Origin of the sequence: Vibrio sp. 10N.261.51.A4 (genome assembly GCF_041471945.1) — a bacterium.
Taxonomy (GTDB): Bacteria; Pseudomonadota; Gammaproteobacteria; order Enterobacterales; family Vibrionaceae; genus Vibrio; species Vibrio crassostreae_C.
In genome coordinates, this window is sequence record NZ_JBFRPJ010000011.1 from 15,359 (window position 1) to 33,587 (window position 18,229).

An 18,229-nucleotide genomic window follows, 5' to 3' on the forward strand; every position below is an offset into this window, starting at 1 on the left:
TCCTCTTATCAATGAATCGGTGAACCCGCGCTTTCGCTGACATCATCCTCAAGTTCGGTTTGCAAACGAGCCAGAGAAAACTCACAAATATCAATTAAATCTGCATCATCATTAAATTTCGCGACCGATAAAATGCTGCTTATGAGCAATTGGCGCAAATGCAGGGGCGTATCATCGGTGACACCTAAAACCTTTAATGCCGCCACTAACCGGACAGCACTATTGGTTTCTGTGTTGGTCGAAGTCGTATTTGTAATCATCATTTACTCCAGTTTTCTTTTGCTGCGAACGCTGTGGGAAACGTGCGTATTCGGGGCTGTGCCATGGCACTAAACCGCAGAAAATTTCAATGCCAACCCAAAATCACGGGTTTAGATTGGCTACGTAAGCTGAGGATATCTCAGTGTCGAACCAAGAAATTCAAATAAGCAGGGCTATATCAGCGATTAAATTGATACGACTATGAGATTGGCGTGACGTTTACCGAGCTGTCGGTCCCTGAAACGATGCTTTGTCAATTAAGGTGCGATATTGGCTTCGCTAATTTCTAAAAGGAGAGAATGGGGCGTGTATAAATGAACTGAACCAATCAGTCAGCATAAATAAGGTACATTATGAACAACAACATGAAGAACTTTAACTTTAGAATTACGTGCATTGGTTTGATACTAATGCTGTGTTGCGGTCTGTCATTTTTTTTCCAAGCCGCAGTAAATGGCTACCCACTATTTGAATTCATTGCCGAAGTAGCTTTACGAAACAATCTTCCGCAAGATGTTAAAAATCTCGCGATGCTTCAATTACTTCCAACTGTCGGTGGCATATTGTTAGCTATCGGTGGTACGAAAAAGATGATCGCTGAGAAAAAGACTGCCGAATCGTCTGACGTCGAAGAGCAAGCATAAGTTAAGTGGTTAGGGACCTCATAAACCGCATTATGAGGTCTTGCTTATCCAAAATTCACCATCGCAAGGACCGACGAAAGGAATGGCTTCACCACTGTTTAGGTACGAGTCTTCGCGTGATTCTCTTGGAGAGACAACGCAATGGTAAGTAATTGGAGATAAGCTAATAAAGAAACCAAGTTTCATAGGTCTAGATTGTCGATCCCAATATACTCGGCTGCGATATTGGTGACCTGTTTGTCTCCTATACACTATATCTTCGCGACCAAAGTAGTTCACTAACTCTTGCGTGCATACTTTTAAAGAGAGTGTTACTGGAGCTAACGAAACGGTAGCGGTACTGAACCCAAGGTCAATTAAATCCTTTCGCATGTCGTTATAGTTTTGAATGTCGCGTTCCGGTGTATCGCTATATTTACCTCGTACTAAGCTCACTTCGTCAGAGCTCGTGATTAGATTCGAAGAGTGCGCAACGTTTTTGTAAACACCGATACGCGTAGCATCAACTAAAAAAATAGGTTCACGAGAGCATCTTTTTTCCGAAAGTGTCAAAGATTGATGAAGGTCGTAAATTTCTTTGGCTTGTTTCTGAAGTTTATTGAACAGGCTTTGATCGCCATTAACGTGACCTATCCAGCGAATATGTTGAGGTTTGGTCAGACGAAGGTGACCCGACTCGGTAAATTCTTCAGTGTATTTTGGATAGCAATGTGAACCAAAGGACTCAACTTCATTTGTGGAAGAGAGTACATCGTCGAAGAACTGCTCTTCTAATTTGAAGAAGCGTACCCAATCAGCGTTGCGGTTTGTCATTCTGGAAGACTCTTAGATAACGTATTATGTTATTGTATACAATTATTGGTTAAATACAAAATGGGCCTTGTATGACGAATAAATTGCCAGTAGCGCATCAAGAATGCGTCGAGGAAAAGGCGTTAGGCACTTAAAGGAGCTCAACTCATGCAAGAACTATGGTTATTGGTGATCTTCTATATCACATTTGGGTTTTGGGTTTTGGGTTGGATGCGGCACCGCTCCCGCAATTCTCGTATGGATTAAGAACCCACACGAAAGTTCTTTGTGGAAGATTTGGGCTGTCACGTACAGTTTGGCGCAAGGGCCAATTGGGTTGCTTTCCATCAAAAACTGGAATATGGACTAAAGGTTATGCGTATGTCTATTGGAAGCGGTTATAAGAGGCTTACAGTCGCCTTTACTCTCTTAGTCGTCATGAAGTATGTCGAACCTGTTTCTTCACTTTTAAATGTCACCCCAAACTCTCTAGCCGATATTTCACTATTTCTATGCGCGGTATGTGTGCTCTCTATTTGGATACAGAGAAAGTTAGTTAACGACCGTATCTAACATCATCCGGTGACACTTTTTCCGCGATGTCTAAAAGTATAGCGACTACCGTTCTTTGAACATCTTGCTTTTGCTCTTCAAGAGTAGAGCCAAATAAACTGATCTTTCTATCGATACCCGTTGCGATGGCATAGCCAGCTGATGGGTAGAGCACGATATTAAACGCGTCACTAATTTTAAGTTCGTGAGTGCCGTCATCCAAATTTGTCCATGAAATCATATCTCTCTCCTGTGCGCTAAGTGCATTGAAGTTCAAACAATAGCATCATCCAAAGTGGGTACACGGTAGTTTTGAGGGATATGTGAGAGAGTAATAAAGATTCATACTGAGTATTAAAGTATCATACTAAAATGGCAGCGATCGCAGTCGATACGCTGCCATTTCTAAATCGAAAATGCCCCTTTATCATCTAGAGCAAAGATTCTAACCCACTTTAGTCTGCAATATTTTTCAGCCCCCTAACTGCATAGCCATTCAATTTCCTCATCTAAACTTATTAAGGCCACTTCTAAAGTTAGACGGGAGGTCAATTATGTGGACGAAGAAAGGTCACTTAACTGGGCAGAAAAAGCCCTTCAAGCTCGAAGACATCTGGCGAATTCGCACTAGACTAGAAATCGAAGGCAATATCATGGAGTTGGCCCTGCTCAATCTCGCCATCGATTGTAAGCTCCGTTCTTGTGACTTGCTAAGAATGAAAGTTAGAGATATATCTTCTGGCGGCGTCATTCAAGATCGTGTTCTTTACAGCCAAAGCAAAACTGGTCGAGAGGTGCAGTTTGAGATCACTTCCCGCACAGCACAATCCTTGACTCAATGGTTAATACGTAGCCAATTATCTGCACCAGATTATCTTTTCCCAAGCCCTCGCAAACAAGGTAAGCCAATGAGTTATAGCTGCTATGCCACCATTATTCGCCGCTGGGCATCTGAACTTGGCTACGATCCTTATCTTTATGGTACGCACTCAATGCGCCGTACCAAGGCGACGTTAATCTATGCTCGCACCAAAAACATTCGGGCTGTTCAGCTGTTACTTGGTCACGTGAAGCTAGATAATACAATTCGATATTTGGGGGTCGAGATAGAGGATGCGCTGAACATCTCTGAAGGGATAGACTCATAACAAGGTTAGACACTGAATTCAAATTATGTCGATCTTGAGTTGAATCAATATTGTATCTTTATTTCAATGCCTTATGCTAACTATCAACTGATCAAGTGTCGCATTTACTCATATGCATGTGCCGTATTTATTCCTATGGCAACAGGGTTGAGTTATAATCTGAACACTTAGGAAATTAGGAGGTTCAAATGACAGCCGTTGACCGTATTTATCAAAAGATAAAGCGTTCAAGACGTTATGTGTTTGAGCGCAAAGACTTTGATGGCTTTGCTAGCTACGATCAAATTGGTCGTGCGCTAAAGCAACTAGTCAAAAAAGGTGAGCTAATCAAGCTTGGCTATGGTCTATACACCAAGGCAAGGATTAACAGCTTAACGGGCAAACCCATGCCTACGAACCCTGGGGGGAGCGATGCCCTGATGCGCGAGATATTAAAGATGAAAGGCGTCGATTTTGAGATGGACAACCTATCTTTGCAAAGCCTATCAGGTGAAAGCACCCAAATCCCATCATCCGTTCAATACTCATGGAATCCCAAACAATTTAATCGCAAATTGGTTGTTGGTAACCGAGTGTTGAATTCACCGAGTTAATATGGAAAAACTAAAGCAACAGTTTCTTGAGGTTTCCGATGCACTTGAGCTCGGAAACCCTGCCATTATTGAAAAAGATTACTGGGTAGTTGCCTTGCTTTCTGAGCTAGCAGAAGTGAAGCCTGACTCTCACCAAATGGTCTTTTCTGGCGGTACAGCTCTGGCAAAGTCAAACGTTAAAATTCTGAGAATGTCAGAAGACGTAGACATTAAATTGATCCCTAAGCAAGCGTTTGATGAACTGAGCCGCGCAAAAAAGAAAGCAGTTCGTAAGGCATGCATCAACGGTATTGAACATGCGATCACTCGGTCAGAGCGATTTACGGTTGAAGCGCGTAGTGTACGTGATGAATATCGCTATGTTGAGTTGGAACTCCGATACCCGCAACAGTTTAGCCAAGCGCCATGTCTTCGCCCCATTATCAAACTGGAGTTAATGGAGACAATCCCACTGTTTGATGCAGAGCCTCGTAGCATTCAATCACTGGTCGCAGAGCTGTATAAACAACCACCAGAAGTGAAGGCGTTTGATTGCGTTTCTATCCATGCCACGTTGGTTGAAAAAATCATATCAATGTTGCGCCGCACAATGTCAGTCAAGCGCGATGCACAGCGTAAGGATGATGCCACCCTTGTGCGCCATATCTATGATGTTTACTGCATTCTAAAGACCGAAGAACAGACAGAACACCTCGACCTGACAGCACTAACACCGTTATTTAAAATGGTGTTAGAAGAAGATCTTGAGCGTTTTGGTAATCAGCATGCAGAATTCGTCTCCAATCCAAAACAAGAACTACAACTTGGGCTGAAAGAGCTTGAAGAAAACCCAGTTTTTCGTCAACGTTTTCACGAGTTTGTAACCCCGATGGTGTTCAACACCGAACCTCATGATTTTGATACCTGTTTTGACTCTTTCAAACACGTAGCAGAGTCACTAATTAAAACAATTTAATCTATTCGAGTACCATTTCATGCCACATTCACCAATCAATCAAGATCCTCTCTACCAAGAACAAGTCAACAAAGCCGTTTGGGCTGCCTGTGACACCTTCCGAGGCACCGTAGACCCATCCATATACAAAGATTTCATCCTAACCATGCTGTTCTTGAAGTACATCTCTGACGTACACCAAGACAAATTTGATGAGCTATCAAAGCAGTTCAATGGTAACGAGCAGATGATCACTGCGATGATGTCGAAACAGTCTTTCAAAATCCCGACTGGTTCAACATTCTGGGACTTATACGAATCTCGCCACGAAGCTGGCAATGGCTCTCGCATCGACCAAGCGCTGCATGCAATTGAAGAAGCAAACGGCACAAAACTAAAGAACGTGTTCCAAGACATCAGCTTTAACACAGACAAGTTAGGCGATGAAAAGCAGAAAAACGACATCCTGCGTCACCTGCTGGAAGACTTCGGTAAAGACACGTTAAACCTGCGCCCAAGCCGCGTGGGTTCACTGGACGTGATTGGTAACGCCTACGAATATCTCATCAAACACTTCGCTGCTGGCAGCGGTAAATCGGCGGGTGAGTTCTATACCCCACCAGAAGTTTCAGACTTACTTTCAATCATCCTAGAGCCACAGCAAGGCGATAGCATTTGTGACCCTGCATGTGGTTCAGGCTCACTACTGATGAAGTGTGGCAAGCAAGTTCAAAACAACTTTGCAGGCTCCAAGCAGTACGCCCTGTTTGGTCAAGAAGCGATTGGCTCAACATGGTCACTGGCTAAGATGAACATGTTCCTACACGGTGAAGACAACCATCGCATTGAGTGGGGTGACACCATTCGCAACCCTAAACTGCAAGATAAAGATGGTGGACTACTGCACTTTGACGTAGTAACCGCCAACCCGCCATTCTCACTGGATAAGTGGGGCTTTGAAGATGCAGGTAACGACCACTTTGGCCGCTTCCGTCGTGGTATTCCGCCAAAGACTAAAGGTGACTATGCGTTTATCTCACACATGATTGAGACACTTAAGCCAGAAAGCGGTCGCATGGGTGTAGTTGTGCCCCATGGTGTGCTTTTCCGAGCATCATCAGAAGGTAAAATCCGTAAGCAGCTCATTGATGAAAACCTGCTAGATACCGTAATTGGCCTACCTGAAAAGTTATTCTTTGGTACAGGTATCCCTGCTGCTATTCTCATCTTCAAAAAGCAAAAAGATGATAACAAGGTGCTGTTTATTGATGCTTCTCGCGAGTTCAAATCTGGAAAAAACCAAAACCAGCTTACGCCAGAGAACATTCAAAAGATTGTTGATACCTACAAGGCGCGTGAAACCACAGATAAATACTCATACCTAGCGACCCTAGAAGAGATTGCCGAGAACGACTACAACCTCAATATTCCCCGTTATGTGGATACCTTTGAGGAAGAAGAAGAGATTGATTTGGTTGCGGTTCGTACTGAGCGCTTAGCTCTACAAAGTGATTTAGCTGACCTTGAAGCTGAGATGGCGGGTTACCTAGAGGAGCTGGGTTATGGGAAGTAATTTCTACGCATCCTCACCTGACTCATGGTCTATTGAAAAGTTTGGTAACTTAGCAAAAATAACGTGCGGTGTAGCTGCTACGCCAACATATGTAGATGAATCTATCGGTGTGCCATTTTTTTCCGCGAGCAATGTACAGAAAGGCAAGTTAAAGCTCGATAAAATCAAGCACATACCTGTCGACCTACATAATAAGCTTACAAAAAACACAAAGCCAGAGAAAGGCGATGTACTCATGACTAGAGTTGGTGCTGGTATTGGTGAAGCAGCAGTAGTTACAGTCGATTATGATTTCAGCGTCTATGTGAGTTTGACTCTGATTAAGTGCGGTGAACGACTGGATAGCAACTTTGTTCAGTCGATACTCAATACTGACTACTACAGATATCTTGCTGTAAGAGAACAGTTTGCAGGTGGGGGCGTTCAAAACCTAAATGTACAAATGGTTAAAGACTATGTATTTCCTGTCCCCCCGCTCCCAGAACAACGCAAAATCGCCAAAATCCTCTCAACATGGGACAAAGCGATTAGCACCACTGAAAAGCTGATTGAAACCAGCAAGCAGCAGAAAAAAGCCCTGATGCAGCAGCTTTTGACGGGTAAGAAGCGTTTGGTTGATCCTGAAACTGGTAAGGCGTTTGAGGGGGAGTGGAACTCCCAACCTATATCAAAGTTGATAACTGAAAGTCGCATTGCAGGTACTAACGGTGAACTCGCGAGAAAGCTTACAGTAAAGCTTTACGGTCGAGGCGTTACGCAGAAAGAAGAAAAGCGTTTGGGCAGTTCTTCAACTAAGTACTACAAAAGAAAATCGGGGCAATTTATCTATAGCAAATTAGACTTTTTGAATGGAGCCTTTGGAATCATCCCTGAACATTTGGATGGATTTGAATCGACCCTCGATTTACCTGCTTTTGACTTTTCCGAAGCTGTAGAACCTAAGTGGTTCATCGAGTTTGTCTCAAGAGACGATTTTTACACTTCTAATCTTGGTTTAGCGAATGGAGGACGAAAGGCTAGAAGAGTAAATCCAAAAGACCTACTCCAGATCAAGGTTCAAGTCCCCTCTTTAAAAGAACAACAAAAAATCGCTTCTGTCCTCACCGCAGCCGACAAAGATATCGAATTGCTTGAAGCTAAGCTAGATCACTTCAAGCAAGAGAAAAAGGCATTGATGCAGCAGTTGTTGACGGGTAAGCGTAGAGTCAAAATTTAAGGAGTAAACATCGTGGCAATTGAGGTTACTAGGCACATAAAAGAAAAAGTTAAAACTGCACTTTGGGGGAAATCAGCGGGTCGTTGTCAGTTTAATGGTTGTAATAGACCTCTGTATCAGTCCCCTATCACTCTAGAAAGGGTGAACATTGCTGAAGCAGCCCACATATACTCTTTTTCAAAAGATGGTCCTAGAGGATGGGGGCCGTTTATAACAAATAAGAAAGCACTTAATGAGGTTGGCAACTTAATGTTAATGTGCCACGATTGCCACAAAACAATAGACCAAGATATAAATGGTGATAAATATTCAGCCGATTTATTACAAAAATGGAAGAAGGAGCACGAGTACCGAGTTTGGACAGTCGCTGGCATTTCACCAACTAATAAATCGCATGTCGTTTTTTATGGAGCAAACATCGGAGAGCAAAAATCGCCTTTGCAGTATAACGAAGCAGTTGCAGCGATGTTTCCGACAAAATATCCAGTTAGTTCAGATGCAATAGAGTTATCTATGTCTAGTAGCTTGGTGGATAGGGATGCTGAGTATTGGGCAGCGGAATCTAAGCACTTAGATTCCATTTTTACACAACAGGTAGTCCCCCTGATTAGCTCCAGCCAAAATGCTCATTTCTCTTTGTTTTCATTAGCACCTATGCCATTGCTAATAAAGTTAGGTTGTTTATTTACCGACAAGGTTGATGTTTGTACTTATCAGCCAATTAGAGAGCCGAAGACATGGAGTTGGCAGCCTACGCCTGATGAATTTGAATTTATTGTTGAGCCTTCGAACACTGCGCATGGACTCCCTGTACTGGTACTTTCTTTAAGTGCTCATATTAACCACACGCGCATATACAGTGAGCTAGGTGATAAAGTCGATATTTGGGAAGTTAAAACACCTGTGCAATACCAGCACAATGACTTTATTCGCTCGCCAGAACAACTTTCACAGTTTAGAAAAACGATGAGACAGGTTCTGGAGCGCATCTCTGCCCAGTACGGATTAGATGCTCAACTCAGTATATTCCCTGCAATGCCCGCTTCCTGCGCTGTTGAGCTAGGCAGAGTGAGAATGCCTAAAGCAAGTATGTCTTGGCATATATACGATCAAAATTTTGATACGAAAAAGTTTGAATCAACCATCACAATACAGGGAGGTAAATAATGAGTAATTTAGTGACGCGGGAAGAGGCTCTGCAATTAGCCGCATCGAGGCTAGACATTTCACCATCGAAATACAAACAAGCGATGGATCGATTCCAAGCTATGAAAAGCTTTCTAGAAGAAGGCAACTACGAGGGGACGTACACAACTCCAGATGTTTATCTTCAAGGCTCCTTTAAATTAGGAACAGAAATTCGACCATTTAAAAATAGCAAAGATGCTGACTATGACATCGACTTGGTATGTAATCTGGCTCATTCAAAAAATGCTACGCAACCTAGCACTGTTAAAGAGCAAGTTGGAGATAGGATTAAGAAAAACGGAACTTACGAAAGATTGCTAGATGACGAAGGTAAGCGTTGTTGGACTTTGAATTACGCCGAAGAAGATGGTATCGGTTTTCATATGGATGTGTTGCCTTCAGTTTCTGAAAGTAGCTTACTAGCACAACGCGATGCTATTGCGGCGACCAATAAAAGTGAACAAAACCAATATACTTGGACTACAAGTAACCCTAAGGGCTTCGCACAATGGTTTTACGAAAGAAATGGCTTCGCATTTGAACGAGAAAAGTTAATCCAGAAGACAAAGGTATTTAACAACCAAAGGCAGTTGTATAACTCAATAAATGATGTTCCTAATATCCATGTAAAAACACCTTTGCAAAGAGCTATTCAACTCCTTAAGAGACATCGTGACGTTAGATTCTCTCAATCTGAAGTAGAAAGCTTCAAGCCTATTTCCATGATAATTAGTGTACTTGCGGCAAAGTGCTATCAAAATGAGACAACAATTTTTGATACTTTACGAAATCTAATTACAAGGTTAGAGCAACAAGCGAACCAGTTAAATACTAAGTTCATATATAACCAAGCCTATGCAAGCTCACTTTATTCATTAATTACGCGCACACAGGACGGGAAATGGATAATTTCAAATCCAACAAATCCAGGAGAAAACTTTGCCGATAGGTGGCATGAAAATGATCATGCAAGGGCCAAAGCATTTTTCCAATGGGTTGGATGGCTTCGAGATGACCTGATAAATATAAATCACCTAGTTGAAAGTGATTTGTTCACCAAGTCGTTAGTCAATGTTTATAGACCAACCAACCTTCCAGCTTTAAATTTTCAAGTTTCCCACAAAGACACTGGTAACTGGCCGATAGCATTAAACCTTTCTTATAGTGCATCAGTTGAGGGGAGCTACAAGACGATTGTGTCTTGGAAAAAGTTTAAGTCAGGTCAACCGCTACTGAAAGGCAAACAACTTAAATTTAAACTGCAAACCGATGTACCTAGGCCGTTTAACGTATATTGGCAAGTAGTCAATACGGGACAAGAAGCAAGAGATGCGGGACAACTTCGAGGTGAAATATCTGAGCATGTGAATACTTCAAGTGCCGACATTTTTAGAACTGAGTCAACTTCGTATACAGGTGATCACTGGGTTGAAGGTTTCATTATCAAAAATGATAGATGCGTAGCAAAAACAGGAGAGTTTATTGTTAGAGTGAGGGATACATATACAAGATGAACATATTAAATTTCAAAGAAGAATTTAGCTCAAAAATCCCTGCGTTAACTCTACTTACCAATCTTAGCTATCAGTTCATTCCACCGAGCGAATGCGTTGCCCAGCGTGGCAACCTCTCGACGGTTATTTTGCCTGATGTACTGCGTGATGTACTCAAACAAAAAACCTTCTCGTTTACGGGTAAAGATCATCACCTATCGGAAGCGGCCATTGATAAAATTGTCCATGAGCTTGCCAACCCTGCCATGAATGAAGGGCTGAAAGCGGCGAATGAAAAACTGTATAACGCTCTGACCTATGGTATTGGCGTAACCGAGTTTGTTAATGGCAAGAAAGCCAGCCCAACAATCAATGTCATTGATTGGGAAACCCCTGAGAACAACCAGTTCCACTTTACCGAAGAGCTAGAAGTAGAAAATGCGCATGGTACGGGCAAACGTATTCCCGATATTGTCTGCTTTGTGAATGGCCTGCCTTGGGTTGTAATAGAGGCCAAGCGCCCTGACTCTTCTCATGAAGGCAAGCCCACAGTTGCCGAGGGTATATCGCAAAATATCCGCAACCAAAAAGTCGATGAGATCCCACACCTGTTTGCCTACAGCCAATTGCTGATGTCGGTGAATGGGCATGACGGTTTATACGGTACATGCGGCACACCAAGCAAATTCTGGGCAAAGTGGAAAGAAGAACAGATCACCGATGCCACCTTTGCACGCCTCAAAAACACTCCACTGACACCAGAGCAGCTCGATAAACTGTTTGCGCACCGCCCAGCCAAAGTACGTGATGAATACTTATCGCTGATTGCGGGCGGTGATTTAATGGTGACAGACCAAGACCGTTTGTTGGTGTCGCTGCTTCGTCACGACCGCCTTCTGGAAATGACTCAGCTTTTCACCTTATTTGATAAAAAAGCGGGCAAAATCGTTGCGCGTTATCAACAAGTGTTTGGCATTAAAGCCCTGATTGAACGTGTAACCTCCTTTGACGAGAAAGGCGCACGTAACGGCGGCGTTATCTGGCATACCACAGGCTCGGGTAAGTCGTTCACCATGGTGTTCTTATCCAAGGCTCTCATTTGGATAAAAGAACTCGCCAAGTGTCGTGTTGTTGTCGTTACTGACCGTGTTGATTTGGAAGATCAGCTAGCACGTACGTTCGCCTCTGGCGGTGCGCTGTCTGAGAAAGATCGCAAAACTGCCATGGCTACAACGGGTAAACGCCTTGCTGAGCAAATTGGTAAAGGCAATGAGCGTATTATCTTCTCTATCATCAACAAGTTTGGCACCGCAATAGAGCTTGATGAGTGCTACAACGACAGCCCTGATATGATTGTGCTGGTCGATGAAGGCCACCGCAGTCAAAACGGTGAAAACAATATTCGTATGCAGCAAGCTCTGCCAAAAGCGGCTTATATCGGCTTTACGGGTACACCGCTACTGCAAGATGACAAGACTGAAAACAAGTTCGGTAAAATCATCCACTCTTACACCATGCAGCAAGCGGTGGAAGACAAAACCGTTACTCCGCTGCTGTATGAAGAGCGTGTGCCAGAGTTAAGTACCAATGACAAAGCGCTTGATGCTTGGTTTGATCGCATCACCGACAAGCTGACCGAAAAGCAACGCACAGACTTGAAGAAGAAGTTTGCTCAGAAAGGTCAAATATATCAAACCGAAGGTCGTATCGAGCTTATCGCCCACGACATTTCTGACCACTTCCAAAACTTCAAGCGCCAAGGGTTAAAGGGGCAACTTGCTTGTGACTCAAAAGCCTCTGCTATCCAATATAAGAAGCTTCTCGACCAAATTGGTAAAGTGACCTCGGTAGTTGCCATGTCACCGCCAGATACCCGAGAAGGCCATGATACAGTCGATGGAGAAAGCAAGGATGTGGTACAGAATTGGTGGAAAGAGAACGTACTGGATTCAGATTTTGGCCAAGATGAAAAAGCCTACACCAAGCATATCATTGAAGAATTCGGTAAAGATGACGGGCCCGATTTAATGATCGTGGTCGATAAGCTTTTAACGGGCTTTGATGAACCAAAGAACACCGTGCTTTACATCGATAAACCGCTTAAACAGCACAACCTTATCCAAGCCATTGCTCGCGTGAACCGTTTACACCAAAAGAAAGAGTTTGGTTACCTCATCGACTACCGAGGCATCTTAAAAGAACTAGATGCCACCATTGCTGACTACCAAGACTTGGCAGAGCGTACCCAAGGTGGATTTGATATTGACGATCTTAAAGGCTTATACAGCCGCATGGACACGGAATATAAAAAACTGCCTGGCTTATACAGTGAACTCTGGGCATTTTTTATTAATGTAAAAAACACCCAAGATCCGCACGCAATGGCACGGGTATTTGCGCCGAACATTGAGTATGTAGATGGTCAGCCAACAGATTTAAACCTAAAGAAACGCCAAGATTTTTATAGCACACTCACTGCGTTTGCCAATTGTTTAAAAGTCGCTCTGCAATCGGCCACCTACTTTGAAGACAAGAGCTTTGATGATAAACGCCAGATTTATAAAGACACGCTAAAAAGCATGACATCGCTGCGTAAAGTTGTTCGTGAGCAAGCAGAAGAGACCATTGATTACGACGAGTACGCTGAGAGTATTCGCACTATGTTAGACAAGCACATCGGTGGCGTTGAGATCCAAGAGTCTAAAGGTGCTTATCTGGTTGGCAATATGGGGAAGGATATAAAACCAGAAGAGCTAAGTGACGATGAGGCTCGCAATAAGAAAGATGCGATCACAGGTCGTGTCACTAAGATGATTGAGCAAGATTTAGCGGACGACCCTTACGCTCAAGAGTATTTCTCGAAACTGCTTAAACAAGCGATTCAGCAAGCAAAAGAGATGTTTGATGCGCCTGTTAAGCAATATCTCCTATTTGCTGATTTCGAGGAGCAAGTGAAAGAGCGCAAAGTCGAGGGATTACCAACAGATCGCTTCGCAGAGCTAGACCCAAAAATTAAGCGCCATGTACAAGCTTACTTTGGGTTGTTCTTAAAGCATAGCACTGAAGGTCAAGATCTTACTGAAGATCAATGCTTCAACTATGCAGTTGAGATTGACGAGAAAGTGCGCAAAGCGGTGGCAGAATTTTCAATCAATCCATCAGAGATTGAAAACCAGATCAATCTAGAGGTGCTTCCGTTACTGTTTGCCGATTTAGGGGTCGATAAAGCGCAAGTCATTGCCGAAGAAGTGGTGCAAATCACTCGCTTAGGTTTAGCAGGTCACCATTAATGGCATCAACAGTCTCTGACGAACGCAACAAAGAGGAATACAGCTTCATCTATGGCGACGAGGCTGTTCCCTATGAGGTTGTGCGCAAGCCTCACCTAGAAGGCAAGAAACGTAAAATAACCATCAAGGTTCATCCCAACTGTGAAGTCGTAGTGACATCTCCAGAAAATGCAAAGCGCGATGATATCCACCAAGCAGTAATGAAACGTGCCAAGTGGATTTATGATGCCCTGAAAGAGTTTCGAGGTCATTTGGAGTATGTCCAGCCTAAACACTACGTCAGCGGTGAGATGCAGTTCTATCTTGGTCGTCGTTATGTGCTGAAGGTAGTAGAAGATGCAGATGCCTTGCCAACGGTAAAAATGACTCGCGGTAAGTTACTTGTCACCTTGACGAGGTTTAACGATGACAAAACTGCCATGGTTAAAGCTTTGGTGCGCAACTGGTACAAGGTTCGTGCTGAGCGCATTTTTCATGAACGCTTATCTGAACTACTGCCTCAAGCCACATGGGTTGATGGTATCCCAAGCTTTCGTGTACTGCCTATGACAAAGCAATGGGGAAGTTGTTCAGCTAAAGGGAACCTGATGCTCAACCCTCATCTAATCAAAGCGCCTAAAGAGTGTATTGATTACGTGATCCTGCATGAGCTTTGCCACATCGCTGAGCATAACCACAGTGACAAGTTCTGGCGCTTGCTGACCAGCGTGATGCCTAATTGGAAAGAAGTAAAAGCCCGTTTAGATGGAATGGCGGAGCTGTATTTGAATGAATAAGGATTGATGAAATGAGATGCCCAACTTGTGAAAAGCATATTGGCAGGGACTGGCTAGAAGATGAATGCATCGAACCAAACGAAGCCTTTGACTGCACACATTGCGATGAAACCCTGCGCTATGAAGTGGATGAAGGCACATACCTTGGTGCGCAGCATATAACGATTGAAGTTGTGGATGATTAGATGAAATTGAGCGTGCTCAGATGTTGAGTATCTATTCATTTTTAGTGTTTTTTTATGGTGTGGTTTTCAGGGTAAGGTATACAAGCGTTGAATATTTGCTCTAACCAATAAATGTCCAGAGGCTTCATAGACCTGAAGTTTTACTCGTGGCACTTTTCTCAAAAAGTGCCAGCTAACTCAGATCTGCCCCAAAACAATTCAGAGCAAAAGATCTTGCTGACTTCGAACCTAGTAATTTCCCCTATCAAAAGTTATCCGAAGGAGTTTGAGTAACAGCATTTTTCTGAAATCATAAGGCATCATACAATCTAATCTCTGTTAACTTTCATAACCTATTGATTACACGTTGATGTGGTATTAAAAAGGCTACATGATAGAAATATGAAAGGTGGCTAAAAGCCGCATAGAAAGCGTTAGCTTAATAGGAGATAATCGTTAAATATGAGCAAACAAAGTGGTTACTTAAAACAGATTAGCGCGATAGAAAATTCTCCATTGATGAAGCATTTAGACGCTATGAATCCGATCATAAACAACACATCGTTGGACCACATTAAGGCGCTGGACTCTATCATAAACAGCACATCGTTGGACCACATTAAAGCGCTGGACTCTATCATAAACAACACATCGTTGGATCACATCAAAGCGCTGGACTCTGTTATAAACAGCACATCGTTGGACTACATTAAAGCGCTGGACTCTGCCATAAACAACACATTGTTAGACCCCGTTAAAGCGTTGGGCTCTGTCATAAACAACACATCGTTGGACTACTTTAAAGTGCTGGACTCTGTCATAAACAACACATCGTCAGATCACTTTAAAATGCTGGATTCAGTTATAAACAGCGTATCATTGAACCAATTTGAAGCTTTGGACTTAATAACAAATCCAGTATGGATCAGACAGTCTCAATTTCTAAACTCTCTATATACTGAGCAAGAGCTTTCCGAGTTTTCAGGCATACTGTCAGAAGTTGGAAGTGATTTACAACAGGGTAATGCCAGTGAGAGAGATGTTGAGAAGAATCTGCAAAAACTACCCAATATTTTCTTCCTCATTTTTAAATACTTGTTTAACTATATTGTAATGCCGTTATTTGTTGGTGTTTGCTTACAGCCGTTAGTGGCTGAATTCCTACAAAATAATGACGAACCACGTAGAGTGCAAAAAAGCTTAATTAAGAAGCTTCCCCAAAACTCTGGTATTGAGACTACAGCAGTGAATAGGTTTATAAGTGGTGATGGAGTTCACTTAAGAGCTTCTGCTTCAATAAAGTCAGCAGTTATTTCTCACTTAGATTTTGGTCAATTGATTTACATCTTGGAAAAAGATCGGAGTTGGGTAAAGGTGACTGTACCCCAAAAGGATGGTAGCAATCTAGAAGGGTGGGTGTTTAATGAATATACAGAACGCTTCAGAAATTAAGCATACAAAGCATTTGAGAGTGACTCCCAACGCTTGGCATTTTTCATTCCATCGTTGGGTTTAGTGTTTACGGTGGTACAGTTAAGGTTCGTAGTAGCGTTTCTCACACCTTGATGCGGCGTTAGGTTTTTCAATGGAGATCGAAACATGATAAAGAAAGCTTTCATAGATAAGCAGGCTGTTAAAGCTCAAAATGAGCAAAGAACTCCTGATTTTCTACGTAGGTTATGTTTTACCGTAGTTGAGAGCGTGCTGAGACAGCATTATTCTGACTCGTACTCTATGCGATGCCTGCAAGCTTCACTTGCAATATCCTCAATCTTGAAAAGGCTGGGTATCAAGTCGCAAACTTTTGTAGGAGAAGTATGTGTGTCGCAAGTATTTTGCGACAGTAAACTTGCCCCAAACTGGAACGGCTTTTGGGGAGATGACCACCATGTTTGGTTAATGACTGAGTTTGGTGAACTTGTTGACCTCACTATTAAGTATTTACACCTTCACCCTGTGACTAAAGGTAATAGCCAACTCGAAATGCCGGCCATTTGGTGGAGTGATGTTTCTAGATGGCCTCATGTAATTAAGTATCTCCCTCAAGGAGCAATTTCGGTAAAATTACCTAATGAAGAAATGATTGATCTAGACGTTTTTCTGACAAAAGTAGACCAAGAATTAAGCCAATTCTTGAAATCTAATTCGTTACAGCAAGTGGTGTTTAGCCCTGTATTGCATGGGCCTGAATCAATGAATGATCTTTATTCCCAAGGAAATCCATGGCTTGTAAGGAGCGCAGAGCTTCAAGATGGCAAACTTCCTTACCCTCAAAAGGTTTTAGAACGTGAACGAGAACTTTTAGCATCGTGTGAAAAATAAACCTAACAAGTATTTTAGAGTGTTTCTCAACGCTTGTCATTTTCAGTTTGAATCAGCTTTAGTTTTTACGGAACAATGGTTTAGGCTAGGCGGTTTGCGTTGTTCACACATTAATTCGGCTATGTGTTCGGAGGGAAAGTGAAAGAATTCGAGACAATTATTAAGTCAATAAATATTACCCCTTTGCGAGACGAAAGCTTAGAGCATAGTTGGTCATATGAGAGCAATGTAGCTGAAGTAAATCAGATGTTATCGTACAACTGCCCTGATTCTATATTTAGTGAGATGTTTAAAGTTCAGCTATCGCAGTTGCTTTATCAGCGATATGTTGTCATTGAAAATGAGCCTATATCAGTTCCTATAAGTTCATTGCTACAAACACTTAGATGTGTGGAAAAAGGAACAAAGGCGCGAGGAAAACTTAATAGTATTTCTGACAAAGTCGGATTTGAAGTTCAACATGTACACTTTGGTGAATCATCGTTTATTACTGAAAATTGGTTAAATCACGCTCGTAAAACTAAGCTGGGTAAACAACCACTCAATATTGACAGTATGTACGAATCTCTAATCGAGAGTCGGTCAAAGCCTAAAAAAACGGGCGAATGGTTGGTTTATAGTTTTCAGCATGGGGTCATCAAATTTTGGTGTCTGTGGCTACATGAAGCTGGAGATGACAAATTAGTTGAAACTATCAGACAACACATATAACAAGTGTTTAAGGTTTCAAGATACCTTTTCTAATCTAATTGGAGCGATTTAGTGTATTAAGTCTAAATCGCTTCTGTCCAGAGGCTTCATAGGCCTGAAGTTTTACTCGTGGCACTTTTCTCAAAAAGTGCCAGCTAACTCAGATCTGCCCCATTGTGTTTTGAATAAGGTTCTACATTACGGCTAGTAGTCCATTATGCTATAAACTAATCTAATGTCATTTTCGAATCGAGAAACGGCTTATGAGCAAGAAAAAGCTATCAGAAAAAGAACTGCTCAAGGGTATTACACCTGAGACTGCCCACGCTGATGGGCTTGCTACAGTTTCATTAGATGAAGTGGGCCTAGAACCCTCAGAAAGCGACTATAAAGCCGTTTTGAAAAGAATTGAATCCTTGTTTGATGTGGCCGAACCAGGAACACCCGAAGGTGATGAGCTTGAAAAGCTAGTAATTTGGGTTGAAGGGTATGAAGAAGATCACTTCCCATTTTAAACTAGCTAACCTTCAGTTTTGCCTCAATCAATTTAGATAGCAGTAAAATAATTTGTGTAAGAAGTCCTTGCACAATTG

At 42.4% G+C, this 18,229-nt stretch carries 18 protein-coding genes; 15 read left to right on the forward strand and 3 right to left on the reverse strand.

Annotated elements, in window-relative coordinates; translation table 11 throughout:
- Positions 1–8 precede the first annotated feature (8 nt).
- Positions 9–263, reverse strand: coding sequence for a hypothetical protein (locus tag AB4384_RS03585; RefSeq protein WP_154724246.1), 255 nt, complete (start codon positions 261–263; stop codon positions 9–11).
- 351 nt (positions 264–614) lie between these two features.
- On the opposite strand from AB4384_RS03585, the gene AB4384_RS03590 reads away from it, so the two are divergent.
- On the forward strand, positions 615–905 hold the full coding sequence (locus AB4384_RS03590) for a hypothetical protein (protein ID WP_136987166.1): 291 nt from the start codon (positions 615–617) through the stop codon (positions 903–905).
- Positions 906–935: 30 nt separating this feature from the next.
- Here the strand turns inward: AB4384_RS03590 and AB4384_RS03595 are convergent, their stop codons facing one another.
- Together AB4384_RS03595 and AB4384_RS03600 are read right to left on the reverse strand one after the other, a co-directional pair.
- On the reverse strand, positions 936–1,718 hold the full coding sequence (locus tag AB4384_RS03595; RefSeq protein WP_154723907.1) for a hypothetical protein: 783 nt from the start codon (positions 1,716–1,718) through the stop codon (positions 936–938).
- 535 nt (positions 1,719–2,253) lie between these two features.
- Positions 2,254–2,490, reverse strand: coding sequence for a hypothetical protein (locus AB4384_RS03600; RefSeq protein ID WP_136987164.1), 237 nt, complete (start codon positions 2,488–2,490; stop codon positions 2,254–2,256).
- Positions 2,491–2,803: 313 nt separating this feature from the next.
- On the opposite strand from AB4384_RS03600, the gene AB4384_RS03605 reads away from it, so the two are divergent.
- The 14 genes from AB4384_RS03605 to AB4384_RS03670 all read left to right on the forward strand — a co-directional run bounded on the left by AB4384_RS03605 (position 2,804) and on the right by AB4384_RS03670 (position 18,151).
- A complete protein-coding gene (locus AB4384_RS03605; RefSeq protein WP_372128892.1) occupies positions 2,804–3,397 on the forward strand; it encodes a tyrosine-type recombinase/integrase in 594 nt (197 codons plus the stop codon).
- 188 nt (positions 3,398–3,585) lie between these two features.
- On the forward strand, positions 3,586–3,990 hold the full coding sequence (locus tag AB4384_RS03610) for a DUF6088 family protein (RefSeq protein WP_005391098.1): 405 nt from the start codon (positions 3,586–3,588) through the stop codon (positions 3,988–3,990).
- A 1-nt stretch (position 3,991) separates the two neighbouring features.
- The gene (locus tag AB4384_RS03615; protein WP_372116448.1) at positions 3,992–4,945 is read left to right on the forward strand and encodes a nucleotidyl transferase AbiEii/AbiGii toxin family protein; all 954 of its coding nucleotides are present in this window, start codon (positions 3,992–3,994) and stop codon (positions 4,943–4,945) included.
- Between the two features lie 19 nt (positions 4,946–4,964).
- Positions 4,965–6,497 carry a type I restriction-modification system subunit M gene (locus AB4384_RS03620; protein ID WP_372128895.1) on the forward strand — a complete coding sequence of 511 codons (1,533 nt, stop codon included), beginning with the start codon at positions 4,965–4,967 and terminating at the stop codon, positions 6,495–6,497.
- A complete protein-coding gene (locus tag AB4384_RS03625) occupies positions 6,487–7,713 on the forward strand; it encodes a restriction endonuclease subunit S (protein ID WP_372128897.1) in 1,227 nt (408 codons plus the stop codon). The genes AB4384_RS03620 and AB4384_RS03625 overlap by 11 nt, the downstream gene beginning before the upstream one ends.
- Positions 7,714–7,725: 12 nt before the next feature.
- The gene (locus AB4384_RS03630) at positions 7,726–8,880 is read left to right on the forward strand and encodes an SAVED domain-containing protein (RefSeq protein WP_372128900.1); all 1,155 of its coding nucleotides are present in this window, start codon (positions 7,726–7,728) and stop codon (positions 8,878–8,880) included.
- Positions 8,880–10,415, forward strand: a complete 1,536-nt coding sequence (locus tag AB4384_RS03635) for a nucleotidyltransferase (protein ID WP_372128902.1) — start codon at positions 8,880–8,882, stop codon at positions 10,413–10,415. Before AB4384_RS03630 ends, AB4384_RS03635 begins: the two co-directional genes overlap by 1 nt.
- A complete protein-coding gene (locus AB4384_RS03640) occupies positions 10,412–13,684 on the forward strand; it encodes a type I restriction endonuclease subunit R (RefSeq protein ID WP_372128904.1) in 3,273 nt (1,090 codons plus the stop codon). Before AB4384_RS03635 ends, AB4384_RS03640 begins: the two co-directional genes overlap by 4 nt.
- Complete coding sequence (locus AB4384_RS03645) at positions 13,684–14,460, forward strand: M48 family metallopeptidase (RefSeq protein ID WP_372116456.1); 777 nt, start codon at positions 13,684–13,686, stop codon at positions 14,458–14,460. Before AB4384_RS03640 ends, AB4384_RS03645 begins: the two co-directional genes overlap by 1 nt.
- Before the next feature lie 11 nt (positions 14,461–14,471).
- Positions 14,472–14,645: a hypothetical protein gene (locus tag AB4384_RS03650; RefSeq protein ID WP_372128906.1), complete on the forward strand. Its 174-nt coding sequence runs from the start codon at positions 14,472–14,474 to the stop codon at positions 14,643–14,645.
- A 441-nt stretch (positions 14,646–15,086) separates the two neighbouring features.
- Complete coding sequence (locus tag AB4384_RS03655) at positions 15,087–16,076, forward strand: SH3 domain-containing protein (RefSeq protein WP_372128908.1); 990 nt, start codon at positions 15,087–15,089, stop codon at positions 16,074–16,076.
- Positions 16,077–16,223: 147 nt separating this feature from the next.
- Positions 16,224–16,946, forward strand: a complete 723-nt coding sequence (locus tag AB4384_RS03660) for a hypothetical protein (protein ID WP_154723902.1) — start codon at positions 16,224–16,226, stop codon at positions 16,944–16,946.
- Positions 16,947–17,084: 138 nt separating this feature from the next.
- Entirely contained in the window at positions 17,085–17,657 is a 573-nt protein-coding gene (locus tag AB4384_RS03665) for a hypothetical protein (protein WP_108167912.1), read from the forward strand.
- Positions 17,658–17,899: 242 nt separating this feature from the next.
- Positions 17,900–18,151 (forward strand): hypothetical protein, encoded by a 252-nt coding sequence (locus AB4384_RS03670; protein WP_017086250.1) that lies wholly within the window; start codon positions 17,900–17,902, stop codon positions 18,149–18,151.
- Positions 18,152–18,229 lie beyond the last annotated feature (78 nt).

What these genes read in the sequence shown, in the direction of transcription:
- AB4384_RS03660 (WP_154723902.1), top strand. Translation starts at nt 16,224, where the DNA reads ATGATAAAGAAAGCTTTCATAGATAAGCAGGCTGTTAAAGCTCAAAAT.
- AB4384_RS03600 (WP_136987164.1), bottom strand. Translation starts at nt 2,490, where the DNA reads ATGATTTCATGGACAAATTTGGATGACGGCACTCACGAACTTAAAATT.
- AB4384_RS03585 (WP_154724246.1), bottom strand. Translation starts at nt 263, where the DNA reads ATGATGATTACAAATACGACTTCGACCAACACAGAAACCAATAGTGCT.
- AB4384_RS03595 (WP_154723907.1), bottom strand. Translation starts at nt 1,718, where the DNA reads ATGACAAACCGCAACGCTGATTGGGTACGCTTCTTCAAATTAGAAGAG.
- AB4384_RS03615 (WP_372116448.1), top strand. Translation starts at nt 3,992, where the DNA reads ATGGAAAAACTAAAGCAACAGTTTCTTGAGGTTTCCGATGCACTTGAG.
- AB4384_RS03670 (WP_017086250.1), top strand. Translation starts at nt 17,900, where the DNA reads ATGAGCAAGAAAAAGCTATCAGAAAAAGAACTGCTCAAGGGTATTACA.
- AB4384_RS03625 (WP_372128897.1), top strand. Translation starts at nt 6,487, where the DNA reads ATGGGAAGTAATTTCTACGCATCCTCACCTGACTCATGGTCTATTGAA.
- AB4384_RS03655 (WP_372128908.1), top strand. Translation starts at nt 15,087, where the DNA reads ATGAGCAAACAAAGTGGTTACTTAAAACAGATTAGCGCGATAGAAAAT.
- AB4384_RS03635 (WP_372128902.1), top strand. Translation starts at nt 8,880, where the DNA reads ATGAGTAATTTAGTGACGCGGGAAGAGGCTCTGCAATTAGCCGCATCG.
- AB4384_RS03640 (WP_372128904.1), top strand. Translation starts at nt 10,412, where the DNA reads ATGAACATATTAAATTTCAAAGAAGAATTTAGCTCAAAAATCCCTGCG.
- AB4384_RS03620 (WP_372128895.1), top strand. Translation starts at nt 4,965, where the DNA reads ATGCCACATTCACCAATCAATCAAGATCCTCTCTACCAAGAACAAGTC.
- AB4384_RS03590 (WP_136987166.1), top strand. Translation starts at nt 615, where the DNA reads ATGAACAACAACATGAAGAACTTTAACTTTAGAATTACGTGCATTGGT.
- AB4384_RS03650 (WP_372128906.1), top strand. Translation starts at nt 14,472, where the DNA reads ATGAGATGCCCAACTTGTGAAAAGCATATTGGCAGGGACTGGCTAGAA.
- AB4384_RS03645 (WP_372116456.1), top strand. Translation starts at nt 13,684, where the DNA reads ATGGCATCAACAGTCTCTGACGAACGCAACAAAGAGGAATACAGCTTC.
- AB4384_RS03605 (WP_372128892.1), top strand. Translation starts at nt 2,804, where the DNA reads ATGTGGACGAAGAAAGGTCACTTAACTGGGCAGAAAAAGCCCTTCAAG.
- AB4384_RS03610 (WP_005391098.1), top strand. Translation starts at nt 3,586, where the DNA reads ATGACAGCCGTTGACCGTATTTATCAAAAGATAAAGCGTTCAAGACGT.